Origin of the sequence: Burkholderia cenocepacia (genome assembly GCF_900446215.1) — a bacterium.
GTDB classification, from domain to species: domain Bacteria; phylum Pseudomonadota; class Gammaproteobacteria; order Burkholderiales; family Burkholderiaceae; genus Burkholderia; species Burkholderia cenocepacia.
The window spans coordinates 838,805-861,896 of sequence record NZ_UAQZ01000013.1; the positions used below are offsets into that span (position 1 = coordinate 838,805).

General features: G+C 66.9%; 22 protein-coding genes. 7 read left to right on the forward strand and 15 right to left on the reverse strand.

Annotated elements, in window-relative coordinates; genetic code table 11:
* Window positions 1-117: 117 nt before the first annotated feature.
* The gene (locus DTA15_RS26455) at window positions 118-780 is read right to left on the reverse strand and encodes a glutathione S-transferase family protein (protein ID WP_006484344.1); all 663 of its coding nucleotides are present in this window, start codon (window positions 778-780) and stop codon (window positions 118-120) included.
* Window positions 781-1,068: 288 nt separating this feature from the next.
* On the opposite strand from DTA15_RS26455, the gene DTA15_RS26460 reads away from it, so the two are divergent.
* Window positions 1,069-2,424 carry a polyhydroxyalkanoate depolymerase gene (locus DTA15_RS26460; RefSeq protein ID WP_006484363.1) on the forward strand — a complete coding sequence of 452 codons (1,356 nt, stop codon included), beginning with the start codon at window positions 1,069-1,071 and terminating at the stop codon, window positions 2,422-2,424.
* Window positions 2,425-2,531: 107 nt separating this feature from the next.
* Here the strand turns inward: DTA15_RS26460 and DTA15_RS26465 are convergent, their stop codons facing one another.
* The 9 genes from DTA15_RS26465 to DTA15_RS26500 form a co-directional block, all read right to left on the reverse strand.
* Window positions 2,532-2,993 carry a DUF3761 domain-containing protein gene (locus DTA15_RS26465; protein ID WP_006496048.1) on the reverse strand — a complete coding sequence of 154 codons (462 nt, stop codon included), beginning with the start codon at window positions 2,991-2,993 and terminating at the stop codon, window positions 2,532-2,534.
* A gap of 62 nt (window positions 2,994-3,055) precedes the next feature.
* Window positions 3,056-3,193, reverse strand: a complete 138-nt coding sequence (locus DTA15_RS38700; RefSeq protein ID WP_006488624.1) for an HHHH-motif protein — start codon at window positions 3,191-3,193, stop codon at window positions 3,056-3,058.
* Between the two features lie 505 nt (window positions 3,194-3,698).
* Window positions 3,699-4,724, reverse strand: coding sequence for an IS110-like element ISBcen1 family transposase (locus DTA15_RS26470; RefSeq protein ID WP_006488630.1), 1,026 nt, complete (start codon window positions 4,722-4,724; stop codon window positions 3,699-3,701).
* 120 nt (window positions 4,725-4,844) lie between these two features.
* Window positions 4,845-5,279, reverse strand: coding sequence for a cupin domain-containing protein (locus tag DTA15_RS26475; RefSeq protein WP_006488629.1), 435 nt, complete (start codon window positions 5,277-5,279; stop codon window positions 4,845-4,847).
* Between the two features lie 79 nt (window positions 5,280-5,358).
* Entirely contained in the window at window positions 5,359-6,339 is a 981-nt protein-coding gene (locus tag DTA15_RS26480; protein WP_227743149.1) for an ABC transporter permease, read from the reverse strand.
* A 16-nt stretch (window positions 6,340-6,355) separates the two neighbouring features.
* Window positions 6,356-7,333 carry an ABC transporter permease gene (locus tag DTA15_RS26485; protein WP_006488625.1) on the reverse strand — a complete coding sequence of 326 codons (978 nt, stop codon included), beginning with the start codon at window positions 7,331-7,333 and terminating at the stop codon, window positions 6,356-6,358.
* A 33-nt stretch (window positions 7,334-7,366) separates the two neighbouring features.
* The gene (locus tag DTA15_RS26490; RefSeq protein ID WP_006493773.1) at window positions 7,367-8,923 is read right to left on the reverse strand and encodes a sugar ABC transporter ATP-binding protein; all 1,557 of its coding nucleotides are present in this window, start codon (window positions 8,921-8,923) and stop codon (window positions 7,367-7,369) included.
* Window positions 8,924-8,992: 69 nt separating this feature from the next.
* A complete protein-coding gene (locus DTA15_RS26495) occupies window positions 8,993-10,021 on the reverse strand; it encodes an ABC transporter substrate-binding protein (RefSeq protein ID WP_006493774.1) in 1,029 nt (342 codons plus the stop codon).
* Between the two features lie 134 nt (window positions 10,022-10,155).
* A complete protein-coding gene (locus tag DTA15_RS26500) occupies window positions 10,156-11,073 on the reverse strand; it encodes an aldose 1-epimerase (RefSeq protein ID WP_006493769.1) in 918 nt (305 codons plus the stop codon).
* A gap of 313 nt (window positions 11,074-11,386) precedes the next feature.
* On the opposite strand from DTA15_RS26500, the gene DTA15_RS26505 reads away from it, so the two are divergent.
* Together DTA15_RS26505 and DTA15_RS26510 are read left to right on the forward strand one after the other, a co-directional pair.
* Window positions 11,387-12,427 (forward strand): LacI family DNA-binding transcriptional regulator, encoded by a 1,041-nt coding sequence (locus DTA15_RS26505; RefSeq protein ID WP_006496055.1) that lies wholly within the window; start codon window positions 11,387-11,389, stop codon window positions 12,425-12,427.
* A gap of 379 nt (window positions 12,428-12,806) precedes the next feature.
* Window positions 12,807-15,125 (forward strand): PA14 domain-containing protein, encoded by a 2,319-nt coding sequence (locus DTA15_RS26510; protein ID WP_006493771.1) that lies wholly within the window; start codon window positions 12,807-12,809, stop codon window positions 15,123-15,125.
* A 77-nt stretch (window positions 15,126-15,202) separates the two neighbouring features.
* On the opposite strand, the gene DTA15_RS26515 is transcribed toward DTA15_RS26510, so the two are convergent.
* The 4 genes from DTA15_RS26515 to DTA15_RS26530 form a co-directional block, all read right to left on the reverse strand.
* Complete coding sequence (locus DTA15_RS26515; RefSeq protein ID WP_006482526.1) at window positions 15,203-15,970, reverse strand: ABC transporter ATP-binding protein; 768 nt, start codon at window positions 15,968-15,970, stop codon at window positions 15,203-15,205.
* 33 nt (window positions 15,971-16,003) lie between these two features.
* Window positions 16,004-16,717, reverse strand: a complete 714-nt coding sequence (locus DTA15_RS26520) for an ABC transporter permease (RefSeq protein WP_006482521.1) — start codon at window positions 16,715-16,717, stop codon at window positions 16,004-16,006.
* Window positions 16,714-17,403, reverse strand: coding sequence for an ABC transporter permease (locus DTA15_RS26525; RefSeq protein WP_006482533.1), 690 nt, complete (start codon window positions 17,401-17,403; stop codon window positions 16,714-16,716). Before DTA15_RS26525 ends, DTA15_RS26520 begins: the two co-directional genes overlap by 4 nt.
* Window positions 17,404-17,576: 173 nt before the next feature.
* Entirely contained in the window at window positions 17,577-18,350 is a 774-nt protein-coding gene (locus DTA15_RS26530; protein WP_006482536.1) for an ABC transporter substrate-binding protein, read from the reverse strand.
* A 525-nt stretch (window positions 18,351-18,875) separates the two neighbouring features.
* On the opposite strand from DTA15_RS26530, the gene DTA15_RS26540 reads away from it, so the two are divergent.
* The 3 genes from DTA15_RS26540 to hutC all read left to right on the forward strand — a co-directional run bounded on the left by DTA15_RS26540 (window position 18,876) and on the right by hutC (window position 21,326).
* Window positions 18,876-19,190 (forward strand): hypothetical protein, encoded by a 315-nt coding sequence (locus tag DTA15_RS26540; protein ID WP_006496057.1) that lies wholly within the window; start codon window positions 18,876-18,878, stop codon window positions 19,188-19,190.
* A 130-nt stretch (window positions 19,191-19,320) separates the two neighbouring features.
* Window positions 19,321-20,448, forward strand: a complete 1,128-nt coding sequence (locus DTA15_RS26545) for a porin (RefSeq protein WP_006482532.1) — start codon at window positions 19,321-19,323, stop codon at window positions 20,446-20,448.
* A gap of 182 nt (window positions 20,449-20,630) precedes the next feature.
* Entirely contained in the window at window positions 20,631-21,326 is a 696-nt protein-coding gene (hutC, locus tag DTA15_RS26550; RefSeq protein WP_006482530.1) for a histidine utilization transcriptional repressor HutC, read from the forward strand.
* 15 nt (window positions 21,327-21,341) lie between these two features.
* On the opposite strand, the gene DTA15_RS26555 is transcribed toward hutC, so the two are convergent.
* Window positions 21,342-22,583 carry a glycosyltransferase gene (locus tag DTA15_RS26555; RefSeq protein WP_006482537.1) on the reverse strand — a complete coding sequence of 414 codons (1,242 nt, stop codon included), beginning with the start codon at window positions 22,581-22,583 and terminating at the stop codon, window positions 21,342-21,344.
* 94 nt (window positions 22,584-22,677) lie between these two features.
* Between DTA15_RS26555 and DTA15_RS26560 the strand changes: the two genes are divergently transcribed.
* Window positions 22,678-23,092: TetR/AcrR family transcriptional regulator (locus DTA15_RS26560; RefSeq protein ID WP_146774347.1), on the forward strand; the 415-nt coding region annotated here is incomplete at its 3' end.

Below are 23,092 nucleotides of genomic sequence, written 5' to 3' on the forward strand. Positions count from 1 at the left end.
CGTTTCGAACCGAAATCAAGGTAAAACGTTTGCGGATTGCGCGGGCGCATCGATCGTTCGTTTCGCCGTTTGCGCATGTAGTGAAATTGAAAGTCCGCCGCGACCGCATGCGTCCGGTCAGAACTCCATGTCGAGTTCGTCGATGTCTTCGTGCTCGGCCTTCGCCGCGTCGATCCACTCGGCGACGAACGGATGCGCGAGGACGCGCATGCAGTACTCGGCGACGTCCGGTTCGAGTTTCACGTCGTAGGTCAGGAAGCGCGTGACGACCGGCGCATACATCGCGTCGGCGATGCCGATCTCGGCACCGAACAGCCAGGGGCCGCCGTACTCGGCCAGGCACTCGCGCCAGATCGTCACGATCCGCTCGATGTCGTGCTGCGCGCGCGACCAGATCCGGAAGCCGGAGAAATGGCCGCGCAGGTTCATCGGCAGCGCGGATCGCAACGCGCTGAAGCCGGAATGCATTTCGCCGCAGATCGACCGGCAATGCGCGCGCGCATGCCGGTCGTCGGGCAACAGCCGCGCCTGCGGGCGGATCTCGTTCAGGTATTCGGCGATCGCGAGCGTGTCCCACACCGCGTTGCCGTCGTGCGTCAGGCACGGCACGAGGATCGACGGCGACAGCAGCAGCAGCTCCGCGCGCGACGTCGCATCGATCGGCACGCTGATCGTCTCGAACGTGAGCCCGCTCAGCTTCGCGAGCAGCCAGCCGCGCATCGACCACGACGAGTAATTGCGGCTGCTGATGGTCAGCGTCGTCCGTGCGTTGGATTCCATGTCGCTCCCCTGCTGAATGTCGTTCGTGCCCCTGCACCGTAAACGGACGCGCCGCATGAACGGCCGCACCACGTCTGTGCGGTCCGTTCGCCGAACTGGCGCAACGTCGCACGACCGCGCGGCATGTGTCGCACGCCCGACCGGCAAGGCAACGCGTCGCCTTCGCCCCTGCGTCATCACGTCCCGCGCGTGCCGCCGCGCTCCCGAACCGCTGCAACGCGCGTGCCAGCCTCACGCTGGCATACGGCTTGCCTCGTTCCTTGCAATGCGGCGTCACGAGCGACGGTCATGAACCTGCTTGCCTATCCGTTTTATCAATGGTCTGCGGAATGCCTGCGCCCGGCGCGTGCATGGGCCGCCGCCACCCGCGCGACGATGTCGCTGTGGCCGCCGGCGACATCGACGCCGACCGGCCGCATGGTCGACGCGCTGTGCGAACTGCTCGAATGCTGCGCGTTCTCGCATCGGCGGCCGCCGTTCGGAATCGCGTCGGTCGTCGTCGACGGCGACACGGTGCCGATCGTCGAGGAAGCGGCGGCGGTCACGCCGTTCGCGACATTGCTGCATTTCCGCAAGGCGCGGCCGGTCGCGCGCCAGCCGCGCGTGCTGATCGTCGCGCCGATGTCCGGGCACTTCGCGACGCTGCTGCGCGGCACGGTACGCACGATGCTGGCCGACCACGACGTATACATCACCGACTGGCACAACCCGCGCGACATCCCGCTGGCGGCCGGACGCTTCGGCTTCGACGAGTACGTCACGCACGTGATCGACTTCATCCGCCACATCGGCCCGGACGCGCACGTGCTGGCGATTTGCCAGCCGACCGTCGCGTCGCTGGCGGCCGTCTCGCTGATGGCGGCCGGCGGCGATCCGGCACAACCGGCGAGCCTGACGCTGATGGCCGGCCCGATCGACTGCCGCGTGAATCCGACGAAGGTCAACGAACTCGCGACGAGCCAGCCGATCGAATGGTTCGCGCGCAACCTGATCAGCGTGGTGCCGACGGGTTTCGTCGGCGCGCAGCGGTGCGTGTATCCGGGTTTCGTGCAGGTCGGCGCGTTCATGTCGATGAACCCGGACCGCCATGCGGCGTCGTTCGCCGATCTGTACTACGAGCGCGCGAAAGGCGACCCCGCGAAAGCCGACACGTTGCGGCACTTCTACGACGAATATTTCGCGACGGCCGACCTCACCGCGGAGTTCTATCTGGAAACGGTCGAGAAGGTATTCCAGCAGTACGCGCTCGCGCGCGGCGAGCTGGCGGTGGGCGACACGCTGGTCGAACCGGCGGCGATTCATCGCACCGCGCTGTTGACGATCGAAGGCGAGAAGGACGATATCTGCGCGGTAGGCCAGACGGTGGCCGCGCAGGAACTGTGTTCGGGATTGCCGTCGTACCTGAAGACGCACCATGTACAGACGGGCGTCGGGCACTACGGCGTGTTCAACGGCAGCCGGTGGGAAACGCAGATCTATCCGATCGTGCGGGCGACGATCCACGACAACGAGCCGTACGATCGCACCGCGGACGCGCAAGGCGACACGCACGGCACGCACTACGTCACGCTGCGCGCGCTGCTCGATGCACGGGCATCCGGGATCGATGCGGCGACCGACACGCAATCGGCGCACACGCACTGAACGCGGCTAGCCACACAGTGAATCGCCCCGCCTGAGAGACGGGGCGATGTGTGCTGCAGCATTCGGACGACGCGCGAGCGAAACCGCTCGCGCGCCGGGCCGGCTCGTTACGAGCAGGCCTTGCCGTGCGACGCGTGGTAGCCCTTCGCCTTCGCGTCGGCTTCCGACATGTAGCTGCCGTGCTTCGTCTTGCCGTAGTACTTGTCGGTCGAGCAGTGATAGACCTTCGTGCTGTCGTTCGCCCACACCTTGCCCGCGCCGCCGCCCGGCGCCGCGGCCGTCGTGGCGGCGCTCTTCGCGCCTGCGGCGCCCGATGCCGGCGCGGCGGAAGCCGCCGTAGCCGGGGCCGCGGCCGGTGCGCTCGCCGCGGCAGCGCCCGATGCGCCGTACCACGTCTTCACGCCCTTGTGGCCCGCACATGCGCCCTTCTTCGACGCGCCCGAGTAGAACGAGCCGTCCTTGCACAGCCCGGTCGTGCCGGCCGGCGCGCTGGCCGGAACCTGCGCGAACGCACCGATCGACACACCCATGCCGGCGACCAGCGCGGCGATCAACATCGTTTTTTTCATGATCCTCTCCTGATTTGCCTGAATGACGAAAGCGTCCGGGACATTCCCGGCGACAGCGACGGTTACCGCACCCAGCGGCACACGCGGTGATGGTGATGATCGAAGTGGCACACGCGGTGCGAATGCGCTTCGGCCAGTGCCGGCACGAGCACGGCGCAAGCCAGTGCGGTGGCCGTCAGGATCTTCGCGATGCGGTTCATGGTGAAACTCTCCCGGATAGTCAGCCGGTGATCCGGCTGGTACCTCCTTAACGCCGGGCGTCGACACGCCGTGCACCGCCCCTGCGGGCAATTGACGATCTTTGACATCGCATCGCCTGTCGACGATCGAAGCTGACGAATGTCTTTCTTTTCTTTCTGGTTCTTCAGCTTCTCGATCGTTTGGAATTCGAAGGAATGTGTCGAAGCGAAAAGCAGTGCGCGTAAATCACGCCGACCAATAAAAATCTATGGTCACCCCCTTTTTTGCAACACCGATCTTCGATGCCGTGTATGGCTTGCCTAAATCTATCCGGCGTCGTTGTGGGGATTGCTCTCCGCGCCACGATGAGAGTCGCGCCTGACCGTCCTAAAAAACCGCGCGGCTTCAGAAGCCAATTTTTATGACAGGTTCTCGGTCAGGCCGGTGTGCCGTTCACGTCATCAAATTTCAGCGTTCGCAAAACCAGGTGGGTGATTCTTACAGCAACAAGCCGAAGTCGGTTAATCAGGCCGGCATACCTGCCGACCGCGCATCGAAGGTGGTACGGCTGGTAACAAGTGCCCATGCCGTACGAGCCAGCTTATTTGCCAGCGCGCAAGCCACAACGTTTGAGTGCCGACGCGCCAGCATGGTCCGGACCCAATCGGCAAGCCGGCCGCTTTGCCGTTCCAGTTGCTGCATGTAGACTCGGGCGCACTGCACCAGTAGCCGCCGGATATTCTTGTCCCCGCGTTTGCTGATGCCCAGCAGATTGCTTTTGCCGCCCGTGCTGTACTGGCGTGGCACGAGCCCGACCGATGCGGCAAAGTCGCGACTGCAGCCGTATTGCTTGCCGTCGCCCATTTCCGCGGCCAGCACGCTTGCCGTAATCGGGCCAACGCAAGGAATGCTCAAGAGGCATTGCCCCAGCTCATCGTCGGCTAGTTGCCGAGCCATCTCGGCGTCAATCTCACTGATCTGCTCACTCAGGTACTTGAAATGGCCGTGCAAGCGCTCGAGGATCGCCACTAGCCGGGGCGGCAGCGCATGCTCGGCCAGCACAGCCGGCAATCGCTTGATCACGGCTTGCCCGACTGGCAGGCTGATGCCGAATTCGAGCAGGAACCCGTGTAATTGGTTGGCCGTCTTCACTCGATCCCGCACCAGAGAATCACGCACGCGGTGCAAAGCTGACAAAATCTGCTGCGACTCCGTCTTCGGCGTCACAAATCGCATAGATGGGCGTGAGGCTGCCTCGCAGATCGCTTCGGCGTCCACGAAGTCGTTTTTGTTACTCTTGACGAAGGGCCGCACGAACTGTGGCGAGATCAGTTTGACCTGATGGCCCCAGCCCGCCAATTGGCGCGCCATGTAATGTGCTCCGGCGCAGGCCTCCATGACCACGGTGCAGGGGTGAAACTTGGCGAAAAACTCGATTAGCTGCTTGCGGTTCACCTTCTTGCGGAACACGGCTTTGCCGTGCCGATCCTGCCCGTGAAGATGAAACGAATGTTTGCCCAGATCGATCCCAACCAGCGTTACGTCATGCATGATGGCCTCTCCAGAAAAGAAAACACCCTACAGCGTAACCCGCGTGTAGGGTGGGGGTGACCATCTCATTAACCGCCTGAATGCAGGCGGTTCGTCTAGAACGCACACCCACTCGACCGGCTACGCACCGACCTCGCCCCACGGCGTCGGTTCCGGCACCGCGCACGGCCCGTCGACATCGATCGATTTGAAGTCGGCAGGCCCGACGATCTCCAGGTACTCCATGTCCGGCGAGTAATCGAACAGGTAGTGGACGATCCCCGGCGCCTGGTGCACGCAGTCGCCCGCCGCCACCAGCGTTTCCTGTTCGCCGTACATGAAGCGCGCCCAGCCCTTCAGCATGATCACGATATGGAACTCGGCCTCGTGACGGTGCCAGCCGGTGCCCGCCTCCGGTGCATGATTGGCCCTGACGAGTTGCGCGACGACCTTGCCGTTCGTCGCGGCGGCGATACCGAGATCGCGGTACAGGAAGAAGTCGCGCAGGCCCTCGCCTTGAAAGGCGGTGTCCTGCGGCTTCACGTGGGAAAAAGCGGTGGTGGTCGGCGTGCTCATCGCGGTGCTCCTTCATCGAAAGGATCACGCGAGACAAGCATTAAGCGTTCCAGTTTGCGGCGGCACGACACCGTGCGCGTCAGCGCTTGCGCCGCTTGCCGGTCAGCAGCGTCTGCGCGATCACCGCGAGCAGCAGGAACGCGCCGCTCGCGAGGTTCTGGTAGTACGGGCTCAACGTGCCGACCTGGTTGATCACGTTCTCGATCACGCCGAGCAGCAGCACGCCCGCGAGCGGGCCGAACAGCGTGCCGACGCCGCCCGTCAGCAGCACGCCGCCGATCACCGCCGCCGCGATCGATTGCAGCTCGTAGCTGTTGCCGGCGCCAGGCAGCCCCGAATCGAGCCGCGACGCGAGCAGCGCGCCGGCCAGCCCCGCCAGCGCCCCGCTCAGTCCGTACGTGACGACCTTGAGCCCCTCGACGTTCACGCCGAGCATGCGCGCCGCCTCCTCGTTGCCGCCGATCGCGAACACGCCCGCGCCGTAGCGCGTGTGATTCAGCACGAACGCGGCGACAAGATACGCGACGAACACGATCCATACGAGATGGCCGACGCCGAACAGCGAGCCGTTCGCGATCGTCGCGAAGAAGCCGGGGTTCGCGATCAGCATGTCCTGGCTCGCGAGCACGAGCGACAGCCCTTTCAAGCCGAGCAATGCGGCGAGCGTGACGATGAACGGCGCCATCCGCGCGCGGGCGATCAGCCAGCCGTTCATGAGCCCGACGATCAGCCCGACGCACACCGGCGCGGCCAGCGCGGCGCCCCAGCCGTACGGCGCCGCATACGCGGCGATCACGGTGCCGAGCCCGACGAGCGAGCCGACCGACAGGTCGAACCCGCCGAGGATGATCACGAAGCTCTGCCCGATCGTGATCAGCGCGACGAACGCGGCGGCCGCGACGATATCGAGCAGGTTCGGCGCACTCCGGAAATGCGGAAACACGCGGCCGGCGATCAGGCAGACGAGCACGAGGATCGCGATCGCGCCGCGCGCCTGCACGAGCCGGACGAACTGCGCGCGGCGCGCGCGGCCGGCATCCTGCGTGGTGTGCGGAGTCATCGGCGCGGTCGACATATCAGGCTCCCGAGCGTTGCAGGTACAGCGCGCCGAGGATGAACGCGGCCTTCAGGATCTGCGCATACGTGTAGCTGATGTTGTTCATGATGAAGCTGGCATCGAGCAGTTGCAGGAGCAGCACGCCGAACACGGTGCCGACGATCGACACGCGCCCGCCGGACAGCGGCGTGCCGCCGATCACCGACGCGGCGATCGCATCGAGTTCGAAGTTCACGCCGACATAGTTCGGATCGCCTGCGCCGAGCCGCGCGGTGGCGAACAGGCCCGCCAGCCCGGCCAGCGCCCCGCTCGCCGCATAGACCGCCAGCAGCGTGCGCCGCACCGGCACGCCGGCCAGATGCGCGGCGTCGCGGCTCGCGCCGACGAGAATCGTGTAGCGCCCGAAGGTCGTGTTGCGCACGACGAAGAACACGACGGCCGCGCACACGAGCGCGATCAGCATCACGACCGGCAGCCCGAACCACGTGCCGATGCCGACGAAGTCGAACGCATCGGACGGAGGCAGGCTCACGCGCGAGCCGCCGAGCAACGCCTGCGCCAGCCCGCGCGCGGCGACGAGCAACGCGAGCCCGGAAATCAGCGGATCGATGCCGAGCCGCGCGACGAGCCCGCCGTTGAACAGGCCGACCGCGAGCCCGATCGCAATGGCCGCCGCGAACGCCGCGCCGGTGCCGTACGGCAGGCACACCGCGATGATCGCGCTGGACAGCGCCATCACCGAGCCGACCGACAGGTCGATCCCGCGCGTGGCGATCGCGAGGTTCTGCCCGAGCGCGATCAGCACGATCGGCGCGGCCTGGAACAGCAGGCTGCGCGCGGCGAGCGGATTCGAGAAGCCGGGCGTGACGATCAGGTTGAAGACGGCGAGCGCGACGAACGCGAGATACACGCTGTGGTCGCGCGCCTGCGCGAACAGCGAGCGGCGCGACGGGCGGCGGGCTTCATCGGGTTCGCTCATCAGGTTGGCAAGATTCACGCTGTCCTCGTCCTCGGGTCGATGTGCGGGGCGTCAGGTCTGGTTCGCGAGCAGCGCGGTCACGTCGTCGGGGCTCGCACCGCGCGTCGGCAGTTCGCCGCTCGTCGCGCCTTCATGCAGGATCACGAGCCGGTCGGCCAGCTCGAGCAGTTCTTCCATCTCCGACGACGTCGCGACCACCGCGAGCCCGTCGTCGGCGAGCCGTTTGACGAGATCGTGCACCTCGGCCTTCGCGCCGACGTCGATGCCGCGCGTCGGGTCGTCGAGCAGCAGCACCGACGGCTCGGTCGACAGGCAGCGCGCGATCAGCGCCTTCTGCTGGTTGCCGCCGGACAGCGTCGAGATCGGCGCGCCCGCATGCGACGTCTTGATGCCCAGCTCGCGGATGTAGCGCTCGACGAGCGCCTCCTGCTTGCGCACGGAGATGAAGCCGAACCGGGCGATGCGCGGCAGCACGCACACGACGATGTTCTCGCGCACCGACAGCTTCGAGAAAATGCCTTCCGAGCGGCGATCCTCGGACAGGAACGCGAGCCCCGCGCGAATCGCGCGCGCCGGGTCGGCGCCGTCGAGCGCCCTGCCGCCGACGCGCACCGCGCCGCCGTCCGGCTGCTGCGCGCCGAATACGGCCTTGAACGTTTCGGTGCGGCCCGCGCCGAGCAAACCCGCGAGCCCGACGATCTCCTTCGGCGCGACGCGGAACGACACGTCGCGCAAACGCGTGCCCCAGCGCAGCCCGTCGACGGCGAGCGCGGGCTCCCGCGTCGTGTCGGCGGCCACCGTCTCCGCCTGTTCGCGCGGGCCGTGCGCACCGACTTCGCGGCCGAGCATCGCCGCAATCAGCGCCATGCGCGGCAGCCGGTCCGGCGACTCGCTGCGCACCACCGCGCCGTCGCGCAGCACGGTGAGCCGGTCGCACATCCGGTAGCACTCCGACAGCCGATGGCTCACCAGCACGATCGCGATGCCGGTCGCGCGCAACTGCTCGACGACGCCGAACAGCACCTCGACTTCCGCACCGCTCAACGCGGAAGTCGGCTCGTCGAGAATCAGCACGCGCGCGCCGAGCGACACGCCGCGTGCGATCGACACCATCTGCTGCTGGCCGAGCCCGAGCGAGCCGACCTTGTCGGCCGGATCGACGTCGAGCCCGTAACGCTCGACGATTTCGCGGGTGCGCGCCCGCATCGCGCGGCGATCGATCCACGGGCCGAAGCGGCGCGGCTCGTGACCGAGGAAGATGTTCTCGGCCACGCTGCGTTCGGGAATCAGGTTGATTTCCTGGTAGACCGCGCAGATGCCCGCGCGCTGCGCGGCACGCGGGCTGTCGAACGACACGGGCACGCCGTCGACGCGGATCTCGCCCGCATCGGGCTGGTGAAAGCCGGTGAGGATCTTGATCAGCGTCGACTTGCCGGCGCCGTTCTCGCCCATCAGCCCGTGCACCTCGCCCGCGCGCAGCGACAGCGACACGCCGTTCAGCGCGCGCACGACGCCGAACGTCTTGCCGACGCCGTGCGTTTCGAGCACGACGGGTTGGCCGTGGGCGCCCGAGTCGGCGCCGGGTCCGGCGGGAAGCGTTGCGTCCATCGCGCGCCTCGCGTTCGCGGTTGAGCGGTTGAGCAGCGATTGAGCGATTGCCGAGCGTTTGCCGGCCGGTCAGTAGACGAGGTTCGCTTCGAGCGAATGCTTCGCGTTCGCCTTGTCGTACAGCGCGTCATCCATGATCTGCTTCTGCGCGACCGGCTTGCCGGCGAACCATGCTTCGAGCGACTTGAACGCGAGCGGGCCGAAGCGCGGGTTCGTCTCGACGCTCGCCGCGGCCGAACCGTTCGCGATCGCGGTGACGAAGTCCTTGGTGCCGTCGATCGACACGACCGTCACGCCGCGCTGCTTGCCGGCCTGCCGCAACGCGGTCATCGCGCCGAGCGCCATCGTGTCGGCCTGCGCGTAGACGGCGTTCACGTCCGGATGCGCGAGCAATACCTGCTCCATCACCTTCTGCGCTTCGGTGGCCGACCAGTTCGCGGTTTGCGACGCGACGATCTTCATGTTCGGGAATTTCTTCAGGCCGTCGGCGAAGCCGTCGGTGCGCTGGCTCTCGACGGTATTGCCGTAGCCGCCCTGGATCTCGGCGATCACGGCTTTGCCGCCCGTCGCATCGGCGAGCGCCTGCGCGGCGCGCTGCCCCTGCCGGAAGAAGTCGGAGCCGAGGAACGTGATGAAATCCTGGCACGGCGTGCCGGCCGTCTGGCGGTCGATCGTGACAACCGGAATGCCCTTCGCGCGCGCCTGCGCGAGCGCGGGCTGCAGGCCGGTCGAATCGTTCGGCGCGACGATCAGCGCCTGTGCGCCCTGGTTGATCATGCTTTCGATATCCGCGACCTGCTTCGCCTGGTTCGCGTTCGCATTCGTATACAGCAGCCGCTTGACGCCGGCCGCCTTCGCGGCGGCGCGTACCGACGCGGTTTCGGTCGCGCGGAACGGGTTCTGTTCGTTCTCGGACTGCGAGAAGCCGACGACGAGATCGGTCAGCTTCACGCCGCCCGGCTTCGGATTCGTGCAGGTCTGCGCGGAACTCGCACCGACCTTCTGCGCATTGTCCTGCGCATGCGCGATCGCGACGCATCCGAGCGTCACACCCATCGTCACCACGATACGTTGCAGCTTTGCACGGCTCGGCATCATCGTCTCCAAATGTTGTGATGGCGTGATCGGCCCGCGCCCTCGTCGCCTGCGGACGGCATCGGCGTCACGAATTAATATTATTACTCGATATTATCGCCTGCCCGACTCAGGATAATCCCGTATCGCCGGACCCGTCAGGCGGGGCCCGGCGTCCACCGCAACGTCGCCTGCAGCGACTCGCCCGGCGCCAGCACGCAGCCGCCGACGAGCGACGCGGGTTCCGTTGCATTGAAGCTGTCCGTCGTGTTCGTGACGGGCTCGACGCACAGCGCGTCGGCGCCCGACGGCGCGTACACGACGAGCTGGTCGAACGGCTGCTCGGCCTGCAGCACCAGTTGCCGGCCGCGCTCCGGCCAGATCACCGCCGCCTCGCGCGACCAGCCGACGAAATTGTTGTCGAGTTCGAATGCATCGACCGGCATCCCGCCGCGCAGCGCGGCGACGGCCGGGTGATCGCCGACGTGGGTAGGCAGCACGTCCGCATCGGCATGCCACATCGCGTCGACGTGCGCCTTCACGACGGTGTGCGGCGTGCGCAGGTAATACGGGTGATGGCCCATGCCGAACGGCATCGGCTGTGCGCCGAGGTTGCGCGCGGACAGCGTGATCGACAGCACGGGGCCGTCGAGCCGGATCGACTGGCGCGCCTCGTAATGGAACGGCCAGTCGCCCGCGCGGCTTGTATCGGGGCGATGTTCGAAGCGCAGGTCGACCTGCATCTCGTCGCGCCGCTCGACCTGCCACGGACGCAGCCAGCCGTGCCCGTGCAGCGCGTGACGATACGCATCGTCCGGGCCGGACAGGTCGATCGTGCGGCCGTCGAATTCGAACTTCGCGTCGCGGATGCGGTTGCAGTACGGAAACAGCGGGAAGCTCGCGAAGCGCAGCGGATCGCCGCTCGCGAGCGCCGCGTCGGTGGTCGGGCGAAACCAGTGCTGCGGGCCGTCCGGCGCTTCGTCGTAGTACGCGGCGATCGAGCCGCCGGCCAGCGGCGCGACGCGGACGCGGGTCGACCCGCTGGCGAGTTCGATCAGGTCGGTGTGGCGGGGCATTCCCATCGGCATCGATCATCCCGGGATGAAGCTGACGACCCCGTCGCCGGCATGCAGCATCCGGCCGCGGGCATGTGCGGCCAAGGATGGCACGGCGCCGCCCGCGTGGTCAATAATATTTGTTGATATTATTATCCGGACATCCAGGCATCCGGCGGAACACGCGTAAAGCTTGATTGCCGGCCCGAATGGCCGATGTTACCGTCGGGTCAGATTGATCCGACCCGCTGTTCATCACCGACTTTATTTGCCCATCCTGCCGAGGCCGGACCGCGCTCCTACCGTGAAACGCTCTACTCAACGTCGCCCCACGATGACCGACATCGCCAAGCTTGCCGGCGTGTCGCAATCCACCGTCTCCCTCGTGCTGAACAACGCGGCGGGCACCAAGTTCTCGGACGCCACGCGCGAAAAAGTGCTGAAGATCGCGCACGAGCTCGGCTACCGGTTCCTGCCGCGCGAAGTGACGATGACGCACGGCGGCGAGCGCGACCTGATCGTCTATCTGGCCGACGAAATCTCGACGAGCCCGCACCCGGTCGTCAACATCGACGGCGCGCGCGACGCGGCGTATGCCAACGGCAAGCTGCTCGCCGTGTACTCGACGCACGGCAACGTCGACATCGAGCGCCAGGTGCTCGAATCGGTGCTCGCGATGCCGAACCTGCTCGGCGTCGTCTATGCGACCGTCTATACGCGCAAGGTCGCGCTGCCGGCCGAGCTGCTGCGCGTGCCGGCCGTGCTGCTCAACTGCTACACGACGGACAGCGGGCTGTCGTCGATCGTGCCGGCCGAAGTCGCGGGCGGCCATGCGGCGACCGAATACCTGCTGCGCGCGGGCCACCGGCGCATCGGCTACGTCAACGGCGAACCGTGGCAGGACGCCGCGAAGGACCGGCTGAAGGGCTATCGCACCGCGCTGGCCACGGCCGACATCCCGTTCGCGCCGGAACTCGTGCGCGACGGCGACTGGGGCTCCGACACCGGCTTCGAGCAGACGCTGTCGCTGCTGCGCGAGCCGAACCCGCCCACCGCGATCTTCTGCGCGAACGACCTGATGGCGATCGGCGCGATCGAGGCCGTCAAGCATCTCGGCATGCGCGTGCCCGACGACATCTCGGTGCTCGGCTACGACGACCAGGAAATCGCGCGGCACACGCACCCGCCGCTGTCGACGATCGTGCTGCCGAACTACGAGCTGGGCCGCTGGGCGGTCGAGATCCTGCTGCAGGAAGAACAGAACCGCGCGGTCGGCATGCCCGTGCGCCGCCGCGCGATCAAGCTCGACGGGCCGCTCGTCGAGCGCGGGTCGGTGCGGACCGTCGAGACGGCCGCGCAATCGGCGAGCGCGTAGGCGCGCCCCTTCCTCCTTCCGACACACCCCTGCGACGCGGGCGGCACATTCGCTGCCCGCGCGTGCTTGCACACCCTGTCGGCCCCCTGCTTGCCCTCGGTTGCCGCCCATTCGAGGGTAAACACCATCACTAAATTATTAGTAATATTTCTCCGTCATTTCTATACTTGCGTCGGCATCGGGCAGAACCCCGGGCCACGACAGAACAACACGACGAGACGGTGACCGGAAGCGACCGCGCGCGAACCCGCCGCGCGGCCCGCTCCGTGCCGTCCGCACATCACACGCGCATCGTGCCGCGACGCTTGCCGTCGAGGCACCGCTTCAGCCGCATCGAGTCACCAGTCGTCCGCTTCTCCCCATTGATCCGGAGTCCAGAATGACTATCACGTCTCGTCTCAAGCCCGCCGCGCTGGCGGTCTTCGTCTTGCTCGCCTCGTGCGGCGGCGATGATTCGTCCGCCCCGTCGGCATCCGCGCTTGCCGCGCATGCGCCCGTCGATGCCGCGTCCAGCGACAGTGCGGCCACGGCCAACGCCGCCGCATCCAGCGATTTCATGAACATGGGTCACGGCGGCCCGTCGCATTTCCCGAACCAGCTGGTCACGCTCGGCCTGCCGGGGCCGACGCCCGCGCTGCGCGTGTCGTCGCGCGGCGTGCCGCCGTATGCGCCGCCGCCGCCGCCCGTCGCGACCGACACGCAAACGCTGACGCTCGCCGATTTCGATACGTACGGTCCGGCGTGGACGAGCGGCGGCACGAACACGATCCGGATCGACGGCACGAGCACGGACGGCGCGAAGCTCGTCACCAACGCGCAGCATCCGGCGTACGGCCACGCGTCGTACGAAGCGGACGTGACGATCGGCGCGCCCGCGCCCGGCGCGAATACCGCGAATGCGGGCTTCATCGTGCACGTGACGAACCCGTCGGTCGGCACCGATGCGCTGACGGGCTACTACATCGGGCTCGACGCGGTGCGCCACGTGGTGCAGGTCGGCCGCGAGCAGAACAACTGGACCGACTTCATCGACTACCCGGCGCCCGCGGTCGTGCCGGGCAGCACGCATCACCTGAAGGTCGTCACGCGCAACAACGCGATCGACGTGTATGTCGACGGCGCGCAGGTGATCAGCATCAACGACGCGACGAGCGGCCTGACGACCGCGCTGCGCGCGGGCGCGTTCGGGCTGCGCCGCTTCGGCGCGAGCGTCGCGTTCAGCAACGTGACCGTGAGCCGCCATCCGGACGTCGCGCCGAAAACCTACGACTTCTCGCGCGTGGTGGGCGCCGTGTACAACCCGTGGAATGCCGTCAACGCGATCGATTTCTGGCAGCACTACGATCCGGCGATCGTCGACCGCGAGCTCGACTACGCGCAGACGTACGGGATGAACACGATCACCGTGTACCTGCACTACCTGAACTGGGTCAACGATCGCGACGCGTTCCTCGCGAAGTTCGACAGCCTGCTCGAGATCGCCGCGCGCCACGGGCTGAAGGTCGCGCCGATCTTCTACGACGATTGCTGGCACGTCGATCCCGCGTACGGCCCGCAGCCCGCGCCGATCTTCGGCGTGCACAACAGCCGCTGGGTGCAGTCGCCCGGGCAGTCGGTCGAGCAGCAGTACCTGCAGCCGATCGCGGCCGGCGCGTCGACCACCTACAAGCAGGACCTGCAGCACTACATCGCCGATTTCGTGTCCGCGCACCGCAACGACCCGCGCATCCTGTACTGGGAGCCGATGAACGAGCCCGGCTGCAGCGGCAACGGCGCGCTGCAGCCGACGCGCGCGCTGATGATGAACGACGCGCGCATCGCGATCCTGAACGCGGGCGCGACGCAGCCGATCAATTCGCCGAACGTGCAGGAGCCGGAAGGCGATTACTTCTCCGACTTCCATGCGTTCCACCCGTACGCGCTCAACGCGACGACGCCCGACTACTCGCTGCCGCCGAGCCTGCTCGACAGCCTGAATTCGGAAACGCTGCAGCGCGGCTGGCCGGGCGGCCAGGCAGGCCAGACGATGGCCGGCATCGCATCCACCTACGGCGGCAAGACGGGCTTCCTGGTGTGGGAGTTGATGATCGGCCGCACGAATACGCGCTTCCACTGGGGGCAGACGGCGTCCGCCCCGGCGACCGTCGAGCCGGCGACGCCGTTCCAGGGCACGCTCTACCCCGACGGTCACCCGTGGAGCACGGCCGAGGTGCAGGCGCTCGCGAGCGCGTTCAGCTCGCGGCTGCGCGTGCTGAACGCGACGTACTACAACGACACGACGTTCACGACGCCGGTGTTCTCGTCGATCACGCCGCTGGTCGATTTCGACCTGAACACCGAGCGCGGCACCGATTCGCCCGATGCGTCGAAGGGGATGAATGCGACGAACTATGCGATCCGCTGGACCGGCGCGCTCGACATTCCGAAGGCCGACAACTACACGTTCAGCGTGACGAGCGACAACGTCGCGCGCGTGTGGATCGACGGCCGCAAGGTGATCGACAAGGAGCAGCCGGGACTCGCGACCGCGAAGGGCCGCATCCACCTGTCGCAGAAGCGGAACGTGCCGATCCGCGTCGAGTACGTGCATGCGAGCGGGCCGGCCAGCATGCATCTGCAATGGTCGAGCCCGAGCGCCGGCCGCGACACTCTCGTACAGGTCGCGCAGCGGCCGTTGACGGACGCGCTCGCGCAATAGCAGGCGTTACCCGCATCAACGCCCGTGAAGCCTGCGCGACTTCACGGGCGTTGCGATGCAACCGGCAGACGCGTTTATTACTTCAACCGCCCCGACAGAAACTGCCCGAGCCGCTCGCTCTTCGGATTCACGAGGATCTGCTGCGGATCGCCCTCCTCCTCGATCTTCCCCTGATGCAGGAAGATCACGTGGTTCGACACGTTGCGCGCGAAGCCCATCTCGTGCGTGACGACGACCATCGTGCGCCCTTCCTCGGCGAGCTTCTGCATCACCTTCAGCACTTCGCCCACCAGTTCCGGATCGAGCGCCGACGTCGGCTCGTCGAACAGCATCACTTCCGGCTCCATCGCGAGTGCGCGCGCGATCGCGACGCGCTGCTGCTGACCGCCCGACAGATGCGACGGATACATGCCCTCGACGCGCGGCGCGAGGCCGACCTTCTCCAGATACTTGCGCGCCCGCGCGATCGCTTCGTCCTTGCCGACCCCGAGCACGGCCATCGGCGCCTCGATCACGTTCTCGAGCACCGTCATGTGCGCCCACAGGTTGAAGTGCTGGAACACCATCGACAGCTTCGTGCGCATCCGCTGCAACTGCTTCTGGTCGGCCACGCGCAGCGACCCGTTGCGGTCGCGCGTGGTCTGGATCGGCTCGCTGCCGATCGTGATCTGCCCCGAGCACGGCTGTTCGAGGAAGTTGATGCAGCGCAGGAACGTGCTCTTGCCGGAGCCGCTCGAGCCGATGATGCTGATCACGTCGCCGGCCTTCGCCTTCATCGACACGCCCTTCAACACCTCGTTGTCGCCGAATTTCTTGTGCAGGTTGTCAACGGTAAGCTTGTACATGCTGGGTCCTTCGTTGCGGATCTTGCGGATGCGTTAATGGCTGCGCGGCGCGAGGTACGCGAGCCAGCGCGTCTCGAGCTTGCGGAACGCCCAGATGAGCGCGAACACCACGACGGCGTACAGCACGGCTGCGATGCCGTAGGCCTGGAACGACATGTAGGTCGCCGAATTGACGTCGCGCGTGACCTTCAGGATGTCGGGCACGGTCGCGGTGAACGCGAGCGTCGTCGCATGCAGCATCAGGATCACTTCGTTGCTGTAGCTCGGCAGCGAGCGGCGCAGCGCGGACGGCAGGATGATGCGCGTATAGAGCTTGAAGCGCGACATCCCGTAGGCCATCCCGGCTTCGATCTCGCCGGACGACGTCGCCTTGATCGCGCCCGCGAAGATCTCCGTCGCATACGCGCATTCGTTCAGCACGAACGCGAGCAGCGTGCAGTTCATCGCGTTGCGGAAGAACGTGTCGAGCAGCACGTGGTCGTGCACGACCTGCAGGCTGTAGATGCCCGTGTAGCACATCAGCAGCTGCACGTACAGCGGCGTGCCGCGGAACACGTACGTATAGAGCCACACGGGGCCCGAGATCCAGCGGTTCGACGACGCCCGCGCGATCGCGAGCGGCACGGCGAGCGCGAAACCGAACGCGATCGACACGACCAGCAGCCACAGCGTGATCGCGAGGCCGCTGAAGCGGTAGCCGTCGGAATAGAGATAGTTTTGCCAGTACTGGCTGACGAGTTCGATCACAGTGCGAGCCTCCGGACACCGACGGAATAACGCTTCTCGAGGTGATGCAGCACGACGTTCGACACCGTCGTGATCGCGAGGTAGATCGCGCCCGCAGCCAGCGTGAAGAAGAAGAAATCGAGCGTGCTCTTGCCGGCGTCCTGCGACGCCTTGACGACGTCGGCGAGGCCGATGATCGACACGAGCGCGGTGGCCTTCACGAGCACCTGCCAGTTGTTGCCGATGCCCGGCAGCGCGAAGCGCATCATCTGCGGGAACAGGATGCGGTGAAACACGCGCCAGCCGCTCATCCCGTACGCGAAGCCGGCTTCGAGCTGGCCGCGCGGCACCGCGAGGAACGCGCCGCGGAACGTCTCGGTGAAGTACGCGCCGTAGATGAAGCCGAGCGTCACGACGCCGGCCACGAACGGGTCGATGTCGATCTGGTCCCAGCCGAGCAGGTCGGTCACATCGTTCAGCAGGATCTGGATCCCGTAGAACAGCAGCAGCATCAGCACGAGATCGGGCACCGCGCGGATCAGCGTCGTATAGAACGTGCCGACCGACTTGAGCACGCGGTTGGCCGACAGTTTCGCGGCCGCGCCCGCGAGGCCCAGTATCAGCGACGCGGCGAGCGACAGCACCGCGAGCTTCACGGTCTCGACCGTGCCGGCCCACAGTAGCGGGCCAAATCCTTGGAAGATCATATGAGGAACCCAGAACGAGGTGGCTGGATTGTCAATAGCCATTAAGCGCGCAGCAAACGAGTTCTGCGCACGACGTGATGCAGCCTGCTCATCAAGCCGGACGCGGCCCGCGCACGGGGCGGCATCCGGCAACGCAGGCGGCGCGCCGCCATCGATGCGCGCTGCCCGGGCGGTCAGCCGCCGTAGACGTCGAACGCGAAGTACTTCTTCTCGAGCTTCTTGTAGGTGCCGTCCTTGATGATGTCGGCGATCGCGTGGTCGATCTTCGCCTTCAGGTCGGCGTCGTCCTTGCGCAGGCCGATGCCGGCGCCGTTGCCGAGCGTCTTCGGATCGTCGATGTCGCCGCCGGCGAACTGGAAGTTCGCACCGCGCGGCGTCTTCAGGAAGCCGATGTCGGCCTGCACCGCGTCCTGCAACGCCGCGTCGAGGCGGCCCGACATCAGGTCCTGGTACACGCCGTCCTGGTTCTGGTAAGGCACGACCTGCACGCCCTTCGGCGCCCAGTACGCCTTCGCGTAGGTTTCCTGGATGGTGCCCTGCTCGACGCCGACCGACTTGCCCTTCAGCGATTCGGCCGTCGGCTGCAGGTTCGCGCCCTTCTTCGCGACGAGGCGCGTCGGCGTGTTGAACAGCTTGTCGGAGAACGCGATCTGCTCGGCGCGCGCCGGCGTCATCGACATCGACGACAGCACGCCGTCGAACTTCTTCGCCTTCAGCGCCGGGATCATCCCGTCGAAATCGTTCTCGATCCACACGCATTTCGCCTTCAGGCGGGCGCAGATCTCGTTGCCGAGGTCGACGTCGAAGCCGACGACCTTGCCGCTTGCATCCTTCGATTCGAACGGCGGGTAGCTGGCGTCGACGCCGAAACGGATCGTCGACCAATCCTTGGCGTGGGCACCGACCGCGAGGCAGGCGAGGGCAATACTGAGCGCGAGTTTCTTCATGGCGTTCCTGTCAGAGGCGAACTGGGGCGGATTCCGGTCGGGCTGCCCGCCGTGAATCCTTCCAACCGGGTAATCGCGCGTTCCGGCGATGCTCCAAGTTGTACATACAACTTTGCCTTTTCCAGGATAGGGTCAGCAATCCGTGTTTATCTCTAATTGTCGGCGGATTAGGGGCGTCGACGGGATTTTCCTTAATTTTCAATTAATTATGGATTACGCGGGGCTGAATGGAGGCTTTCTTGCGGCGTACGGCGGCAGCTGGGCAGAGCCCGGCACCTGTCTAGACCTTGTCGGCCACCGCACCGTGTTTTCCGAACCGGCCTGACGTTCGTCCAACGACGGCGTGGCCGCCGCCGGCTCATCCTGCCCTTTCCGCCTTCGGTCGCCGGCGCAGCGCGTTTACGCATCCTTTGCAGACGCGCGGCGAGTCTATACACCGTCTCGCCGCGGCGATTTCTAGAATGGGCGCCATGTCGAGAACGAGATCTCCGCCGTGCACCGCGCGCCGCGACCGGGGATGAGCCCATGAAACCGACCAGAACCGAATCCACTGCTTCACGCCATCTGCCGCCCGCTCGCTCGCGGCGTCGCGCTCCCGCGGACACACTCGTGCTGCTGTCGATCCGCGTCGAATCGGACAACCTCGCGGTCGTGCGGCGTCGCTTGCATCAGGCCGTCGGCGCCGCACTGAACTGCTACACGGCCGCGCTCGACCGCCGCACCGGGCGCGCGTGCATCGAACTCGAAGTCGCACGGTCACAGGCGTCGCCCGCGATCCTGTCGATCCTGCGCCTGCTGCCGGCCGCCGAGTTCGGCGCGATCCGCCTGTTGCAGCACTAGCGGCGTTCGTTCGCCACCGCCGCGCGTGACACGCGTCACGCACGCCCCCTTTTTCATCGATTCGCACGCACGGATCCGCGCGGCGGATCGCCGTTCCCGTCGCAACGGGCCTTTCCAGGAAACACACGCAATGAAAAAAGCAGTCGTCGGTACCCTCTCGCTCGCATGCTTCGGCGCCGTCGCGCATGCGCAAAGCAGCGTCACGCTCTACGGGATGCTGGATGCCGGTATCGCCTATACGAACAACCAGTCGGGCAAAAGCGCGTGGCAGCAAGGCAGCGGCCTGCTGTCGAATACGGTCTTCGGGCTGAGCGGCAACGAGGATCTCGGCGGCGGCCTGCATGCGCTGTTCCGGCTCGAAAGCGGCTTCAACCTGAACAACGGCACGCAGTCCTATCGAAACACGCTGTTCGGTCGCCGCGCGTACGTCGGCCTGCAGAGCGATCGATACGGCGCGCTGACGCTCGGCCGCCAGTACGACGCCGTGGTCGACTATCTCGGCCCGCTCGCGATGGCGAACAACGGCGACGGCAACAACCTCGCGTCGCATCCGTTCGACAACGACAACCTCGACGATTCGTTCTACATCGACAACGCGGTGAAATACACGAGCCCGACACTCGCGGGCTGGCAGTTCGGCGGCCTGTACGGGTTCGGCAACGCGGCCGGCGGCTTCGCGAACAACCGCGCATACAGCGCCGGCGTGTCGTATGCGAACGGGCCGGTCAGCGTCGGCGCCGCGTACCTGCAGCTCAATCGCGGCGGGCTGACGGCCGGCGGCGCACTGTCGACCAACGACGCGCCGAACTTCCCGGCCGTCCGGCAGCGCGTGATGGGCGCCGGCGGCAGCTACGCGTTCGACCGGCTGACGATCGGCGCGGTGTGGACGCACGCGATGTTCGACGAAACGGCCGCGTCGTCGCTGCCGGGCGCGCTGAACGCGCTGCGCTTCGACAACTACGAGATCAACGCGCGCTATGCGCTGACGCCGGCGGTCTCGTTCGCCGGTGCCTATACGTTCACCGACGGCCGCTACGACGACGCCACCGGCAGCCACCGGCCGAAGTGGCACCAGGTGACGCTGATGGCCGACTACGCGCTGAGCAAGCGCACCGACGTGTATGCGGAAACCGTGTATCAGCACCAGTTCGGCGTGCCGTCGGGCGCGACGCTCGGGTTCGCGAACGTCACGGGCGTCGCGGCTTCGTCGACCCGCACGCAGGTGGTCGCGACGGTCGGCATCCGGCATCGGTTCTGACCGCAAGCGAGCCGTCGCAGGCCGGCCGCTCTGTGCAATCCCGCATGGACGCGCGCCGGCCGAACAGGGATCATTCGGGGAATCCGGGCCGGCGCGCCCGCGAAACCGGTACACTCGGCGCCGGGCGCGCGCCGGATCGGCATTCGGCGGCGGCCCGCCGCCGACCCAGAAATCGTGATCCCATGACCACACCGATCTATCAGGAAATCAAGGACTTCATCCTCGCGCGCATTCATGCCGGCGAATGGGCGGAAGGCGACCAGGTGCCGTCGGAGAACGAGCTCGCACGCGAATTCAACGTCGCGCGGATGACCGTCAACCGCGCGCTGCGCGAGCTGACGGCCGAACAGGTGCTCACGCGCACGCGCGGCTCCGGCACGTATGTCGCGTCACCGAAATACGAATCGACGCTGGTCGCGATCCGCAGCATCTCCGACGAAGTCGCCGCGCGCGGCCACGGCTATCGCGCGCAGGTGCTGCAGGTCGGCGCGGCCGTCGCCGATGCGAAGCTCGCCGACGAACTGCGGCTCGACACCGGCAGCCCGATTTTCCATTCGCGCGTGCTGCATTTCGAGAACGACACGCCCGTGCAACTCGAGGAACGCTGGGTCAATCCGGCCTGCGCGCCCGAATACGCGTTGCAGGACTTCACGACGACGACGCCGAACCAGTACCTGACGCGCGTCGCGCCGCTGCAGCGCGTCGAATACCGGATCGAGGCCGCGATGCCCGACGCCGAAACGCGCCGCCACCTGACGATGGACGACCGCGAGCCGTGCCTGCTGCTGCATCGGCGCACGTGGTCGCAGGGGCTGGTCGCGTCGATCGCGAATCTGTGGCACCCGGGCAGCCGCTACCGTTTCACCGGGCATTTCTGATGCCGCGGCGCGCGCTCACCTCGCGCGCGGTCGCGCCCATCGTTCGATCGCACTGACGGCCCGCTGCAATCCCTCCTCCTGCGCGATGCGCGTGCCGAGCGCCGCCGCACGCGCCTTCGTCTCGCCACGTTCGGCAAACGCGATCGCCCGTGCCAGCGCGGCCGCCTCCACGCGCCGCCCCGCGACCGGCGCATCCGCGACACCGAGCCGTTGCAGCCGGTTCGCCCAGAAGAACTGATCGCCCGCGAACGGCACGACCACCGACGGAATGCCGGCCCGCGCCGCCGAATGCGTGGTGCCCGACCCGCCGTGATGCATCGCCATCGCGACGCGCGGGAACAGCCAGTCGTGCGGCGTGTCGCCGATCACGCGAACGTGCGCCGGCAGCAGCGACGCATCGATGCCGCTCCAGCCCGGATAGAACAGCGCGCGCCGGCCGGCCAGCGCCTGCGTCAGCGCGGCGGCCAGCGCCGCCCGATCGAAGCCGGCCATGCTGCCGAACCCGATGTACACGGGCGGCTCGCCCGCGTCGAGAAACGCCGACAGTTCGGGCGGCGGCGTCCACGCACGCGCGTCGACCCGCCACTGGCCGCAGGCGTGCACGTTCGCCGGCCAGTCGGCCGGGCCGGACAGCAGCGCCGGCGACACGCCATACAGCATCGGATGATCGGTCCACACGTGCTTGCGCGGCGGCAATCCGCAGACGCTGGCGCGCGCCGCATTGGTCGACTTCCTGAACGCGTGCCACAGCAGCGCATTCACGAGCCGATGGCTCGTGCGATTCAGCCAGCGCGGCAGCTTCCCCGGCGGCAGGAACGGCGACGCGAATTCGGCGGTCGGCGTGATCGGGATCATGCCCGTGCCGATCGCCGGTATGCGGCGATACTCGGCGACCGACAGCCCGACGAACGACGCGAGGCCCGACACGAGCAGCGCATCGCAACCGGCCAACGCGTCCGCGACTTCTTGCATCCATGCGGCCGTGTTCGCATTCGCGATCGCCGCGAGCGCCTTCGACGTATCGTTGAAGCCGCCCCTCCCGCGCACCGCATCGGCCAGCGCGCCTTCCGGTGCGATCGCGCGACGGATATCGCCGGACAGCGGCGCCGACGGCACGCCGAGCGCGGCGGCCGAGCCGAGCGTCGCCGCGTCGGCCAGCAGCCGGACGTCGTGCCCGGCATCCAGCAGCGCGCGACCGAGCGCCGCGAGCGGACGCGTGTCGCCTTCGGTGCCGTAGGTGGCGATGACGAGTTTCATGCGGGGCTCCTCGTGCACGGCGGAAAAGGTTGGATTCAAAAAAGTGCACGTCGTATACTAATGCAATCCGCACACTTTCAGTCAATCCCCTGCCATGACGACTCCGACCGACGATCCGGGCCGCCGCGCGCGCAAACGCATCCAGATGCTCGCGCATCTCGCCGCGACCGGCGCGCGCCTGTTCGATGCGCACGGCTACGATGCCGTCACGATGGAGCAGATCGCCGCGCAGGCCGATGTCGCGAAACGCACGCTGTACAACCATTTTCCGACGAAGGAAGCCGTGCTCGCGCACTGGCTCGAAGGCGAGCTCGCACGCGATCTCGCGCATCTGCAGCACGACGTCGCGCGGCGCAAGACCTTTGCGTCGCGCATCGGCTGCGTGCTCGACGCGTCGGCCGCCTGGTGCGAGCACCATCCGGCGTACCTGCTCGCGTACCTGCGGCACCGCTTCCTGAGCATCGGCGCAGCCGAACCGGCGCGTGCGGGAGAGAACGGCAGCGACATCG

Bases quoted from the DNA above. Each gene is read 5' to 3' on its own strand.
- DTA15_RS26455 (WP_006484344.1), bottom strand. From the start codon at position 780: ATGGAATCCAACGCACGGACGACGCTGACCATCAGCAGCCGCAATTAC.
- DTA15_RS26460 (WP_006484363.1), top strand. From the start codon at position 1,069: ATGAACCTGCTTGCCTATCCGTTTTATCAATGGTCTGCGGAATGCCTG.
- DTA15_RS26465 (WP_006496048.1), bottom strand. From the start codon at position 2,993: ATGAAAAAAACGATGTTGATCGCCGCGCTGGTCGCCGGCATGGGTGTG.
- DTA15_RS38700 (WP_006488624.1), bottom strand. From the start codon at position 3,193: ATGAACCGCATCGCGAAGATCCTGACGGCCACCGCACTGGCTTGCGCC.
- DTA15_RS26470 (WP_006488630.1), bottom strand. From the start codon at position 4,724: ATGCATGACGTAACGCTGGTTGGGATCGATCTGGGCAAACATTCGTTT.
- DTA15_RS26475 (WP_006488629.1), bottom strand. From the start codon at position 5,279: ATGAGCACGCCGACCACCACCGCTTTTTCCCACGTGAAGCCGCAGGAC.
- DTA15_RS26480 (WP_227743149.1), bottom strand. From the start codon at position 6,339: ATGACTCCGCACACCACGCAGGATGCCGGCCGCGCGCGCCGCGCGCAG.
- DTA15_RS26490 (WP_006493773.1), bottom strand. From the start codon at position 8,923: ATGGACGCAACGCTTCCCGCCGGACCCGGCGCCGACTCGGGCGCCCAC.
- DTA15_RS26495 (WP_006493774.1), bottom strand. From the start codon at position 10,021: ATGATGCCGAGCCGTGCAAAGCTGCAACGTATCGTGGTGACGATGGGT.
- DTA15_RS26500 (WP_006493769.1), bottom strand. From the start codon at position 11,073: ATGCCCCGCCACACCGACCTGATCGAACTCGCCAGCGGGTCGACCCGC.
- DTA15_RS26505 (WP_006496055.1), top strand. From the start codon at position 11,387: ATGACCGACATCGCCAAGCTTGCCGGCGTGTCGCAATCCACCGTCTCC.
- DTA15_RS26510 (WP_006493771.1), top strand. From the start codon at position 12,807: ATGACTATCACGTCTCGTCTCAAGCCCGCCGCGCTGGCGGTCTTCGTC.
- DTA15_RS26515 (WP_006482526.1), bottom strand. From the start codon at position 15,970: ATGTACAAGCTTACCGTTGACAACCTGCACAAGAAATTCGGCGACAAC.
- DTA15_RS26525 (WP_006482533.1), bottom strand. From the start codon at position 17,403: ATGATCTTCCAAGGATTTGGCCCGCTACTGTGGGCCGGCACGGTCGAG.
- DTA15_RS26530 (WP_006482536.1), bottom strand. From the start codon at position 18,350: ATGAAGAAACTCGCGCTCAGTATTGCCCTCGCCTGCCTCGCGGTCGGT.
- DTA15_RS26540 (WP_006496057.1), top strand. From the start codon at position 18,876: ATGAAACCGACCAGAACCGAATCCACTGCTTCACGCCATCTGCCGCCC.
- DTA15_RS26545 (WP_006482532.1), top strand. From the start codon at position 19,321: ATGAAAAAAGCAGTCGTCGGTACCCTCTCGCTCGCATGCTTCGGCGCC.
- hutC (WP_006482530.1), top strand. From the start codon at position 20,631: ATGACCACACCGATCTATCAGGAAATCAAGGACTTCATCCTCGCGCGC.
- DTA15_RS26555 (WP_006482537.1), bottom strand. From the start codon at position 22,583: ATGAAACTCGTCATCGCCACCTACGGCACCGAAGGCGACACGCGTCCG.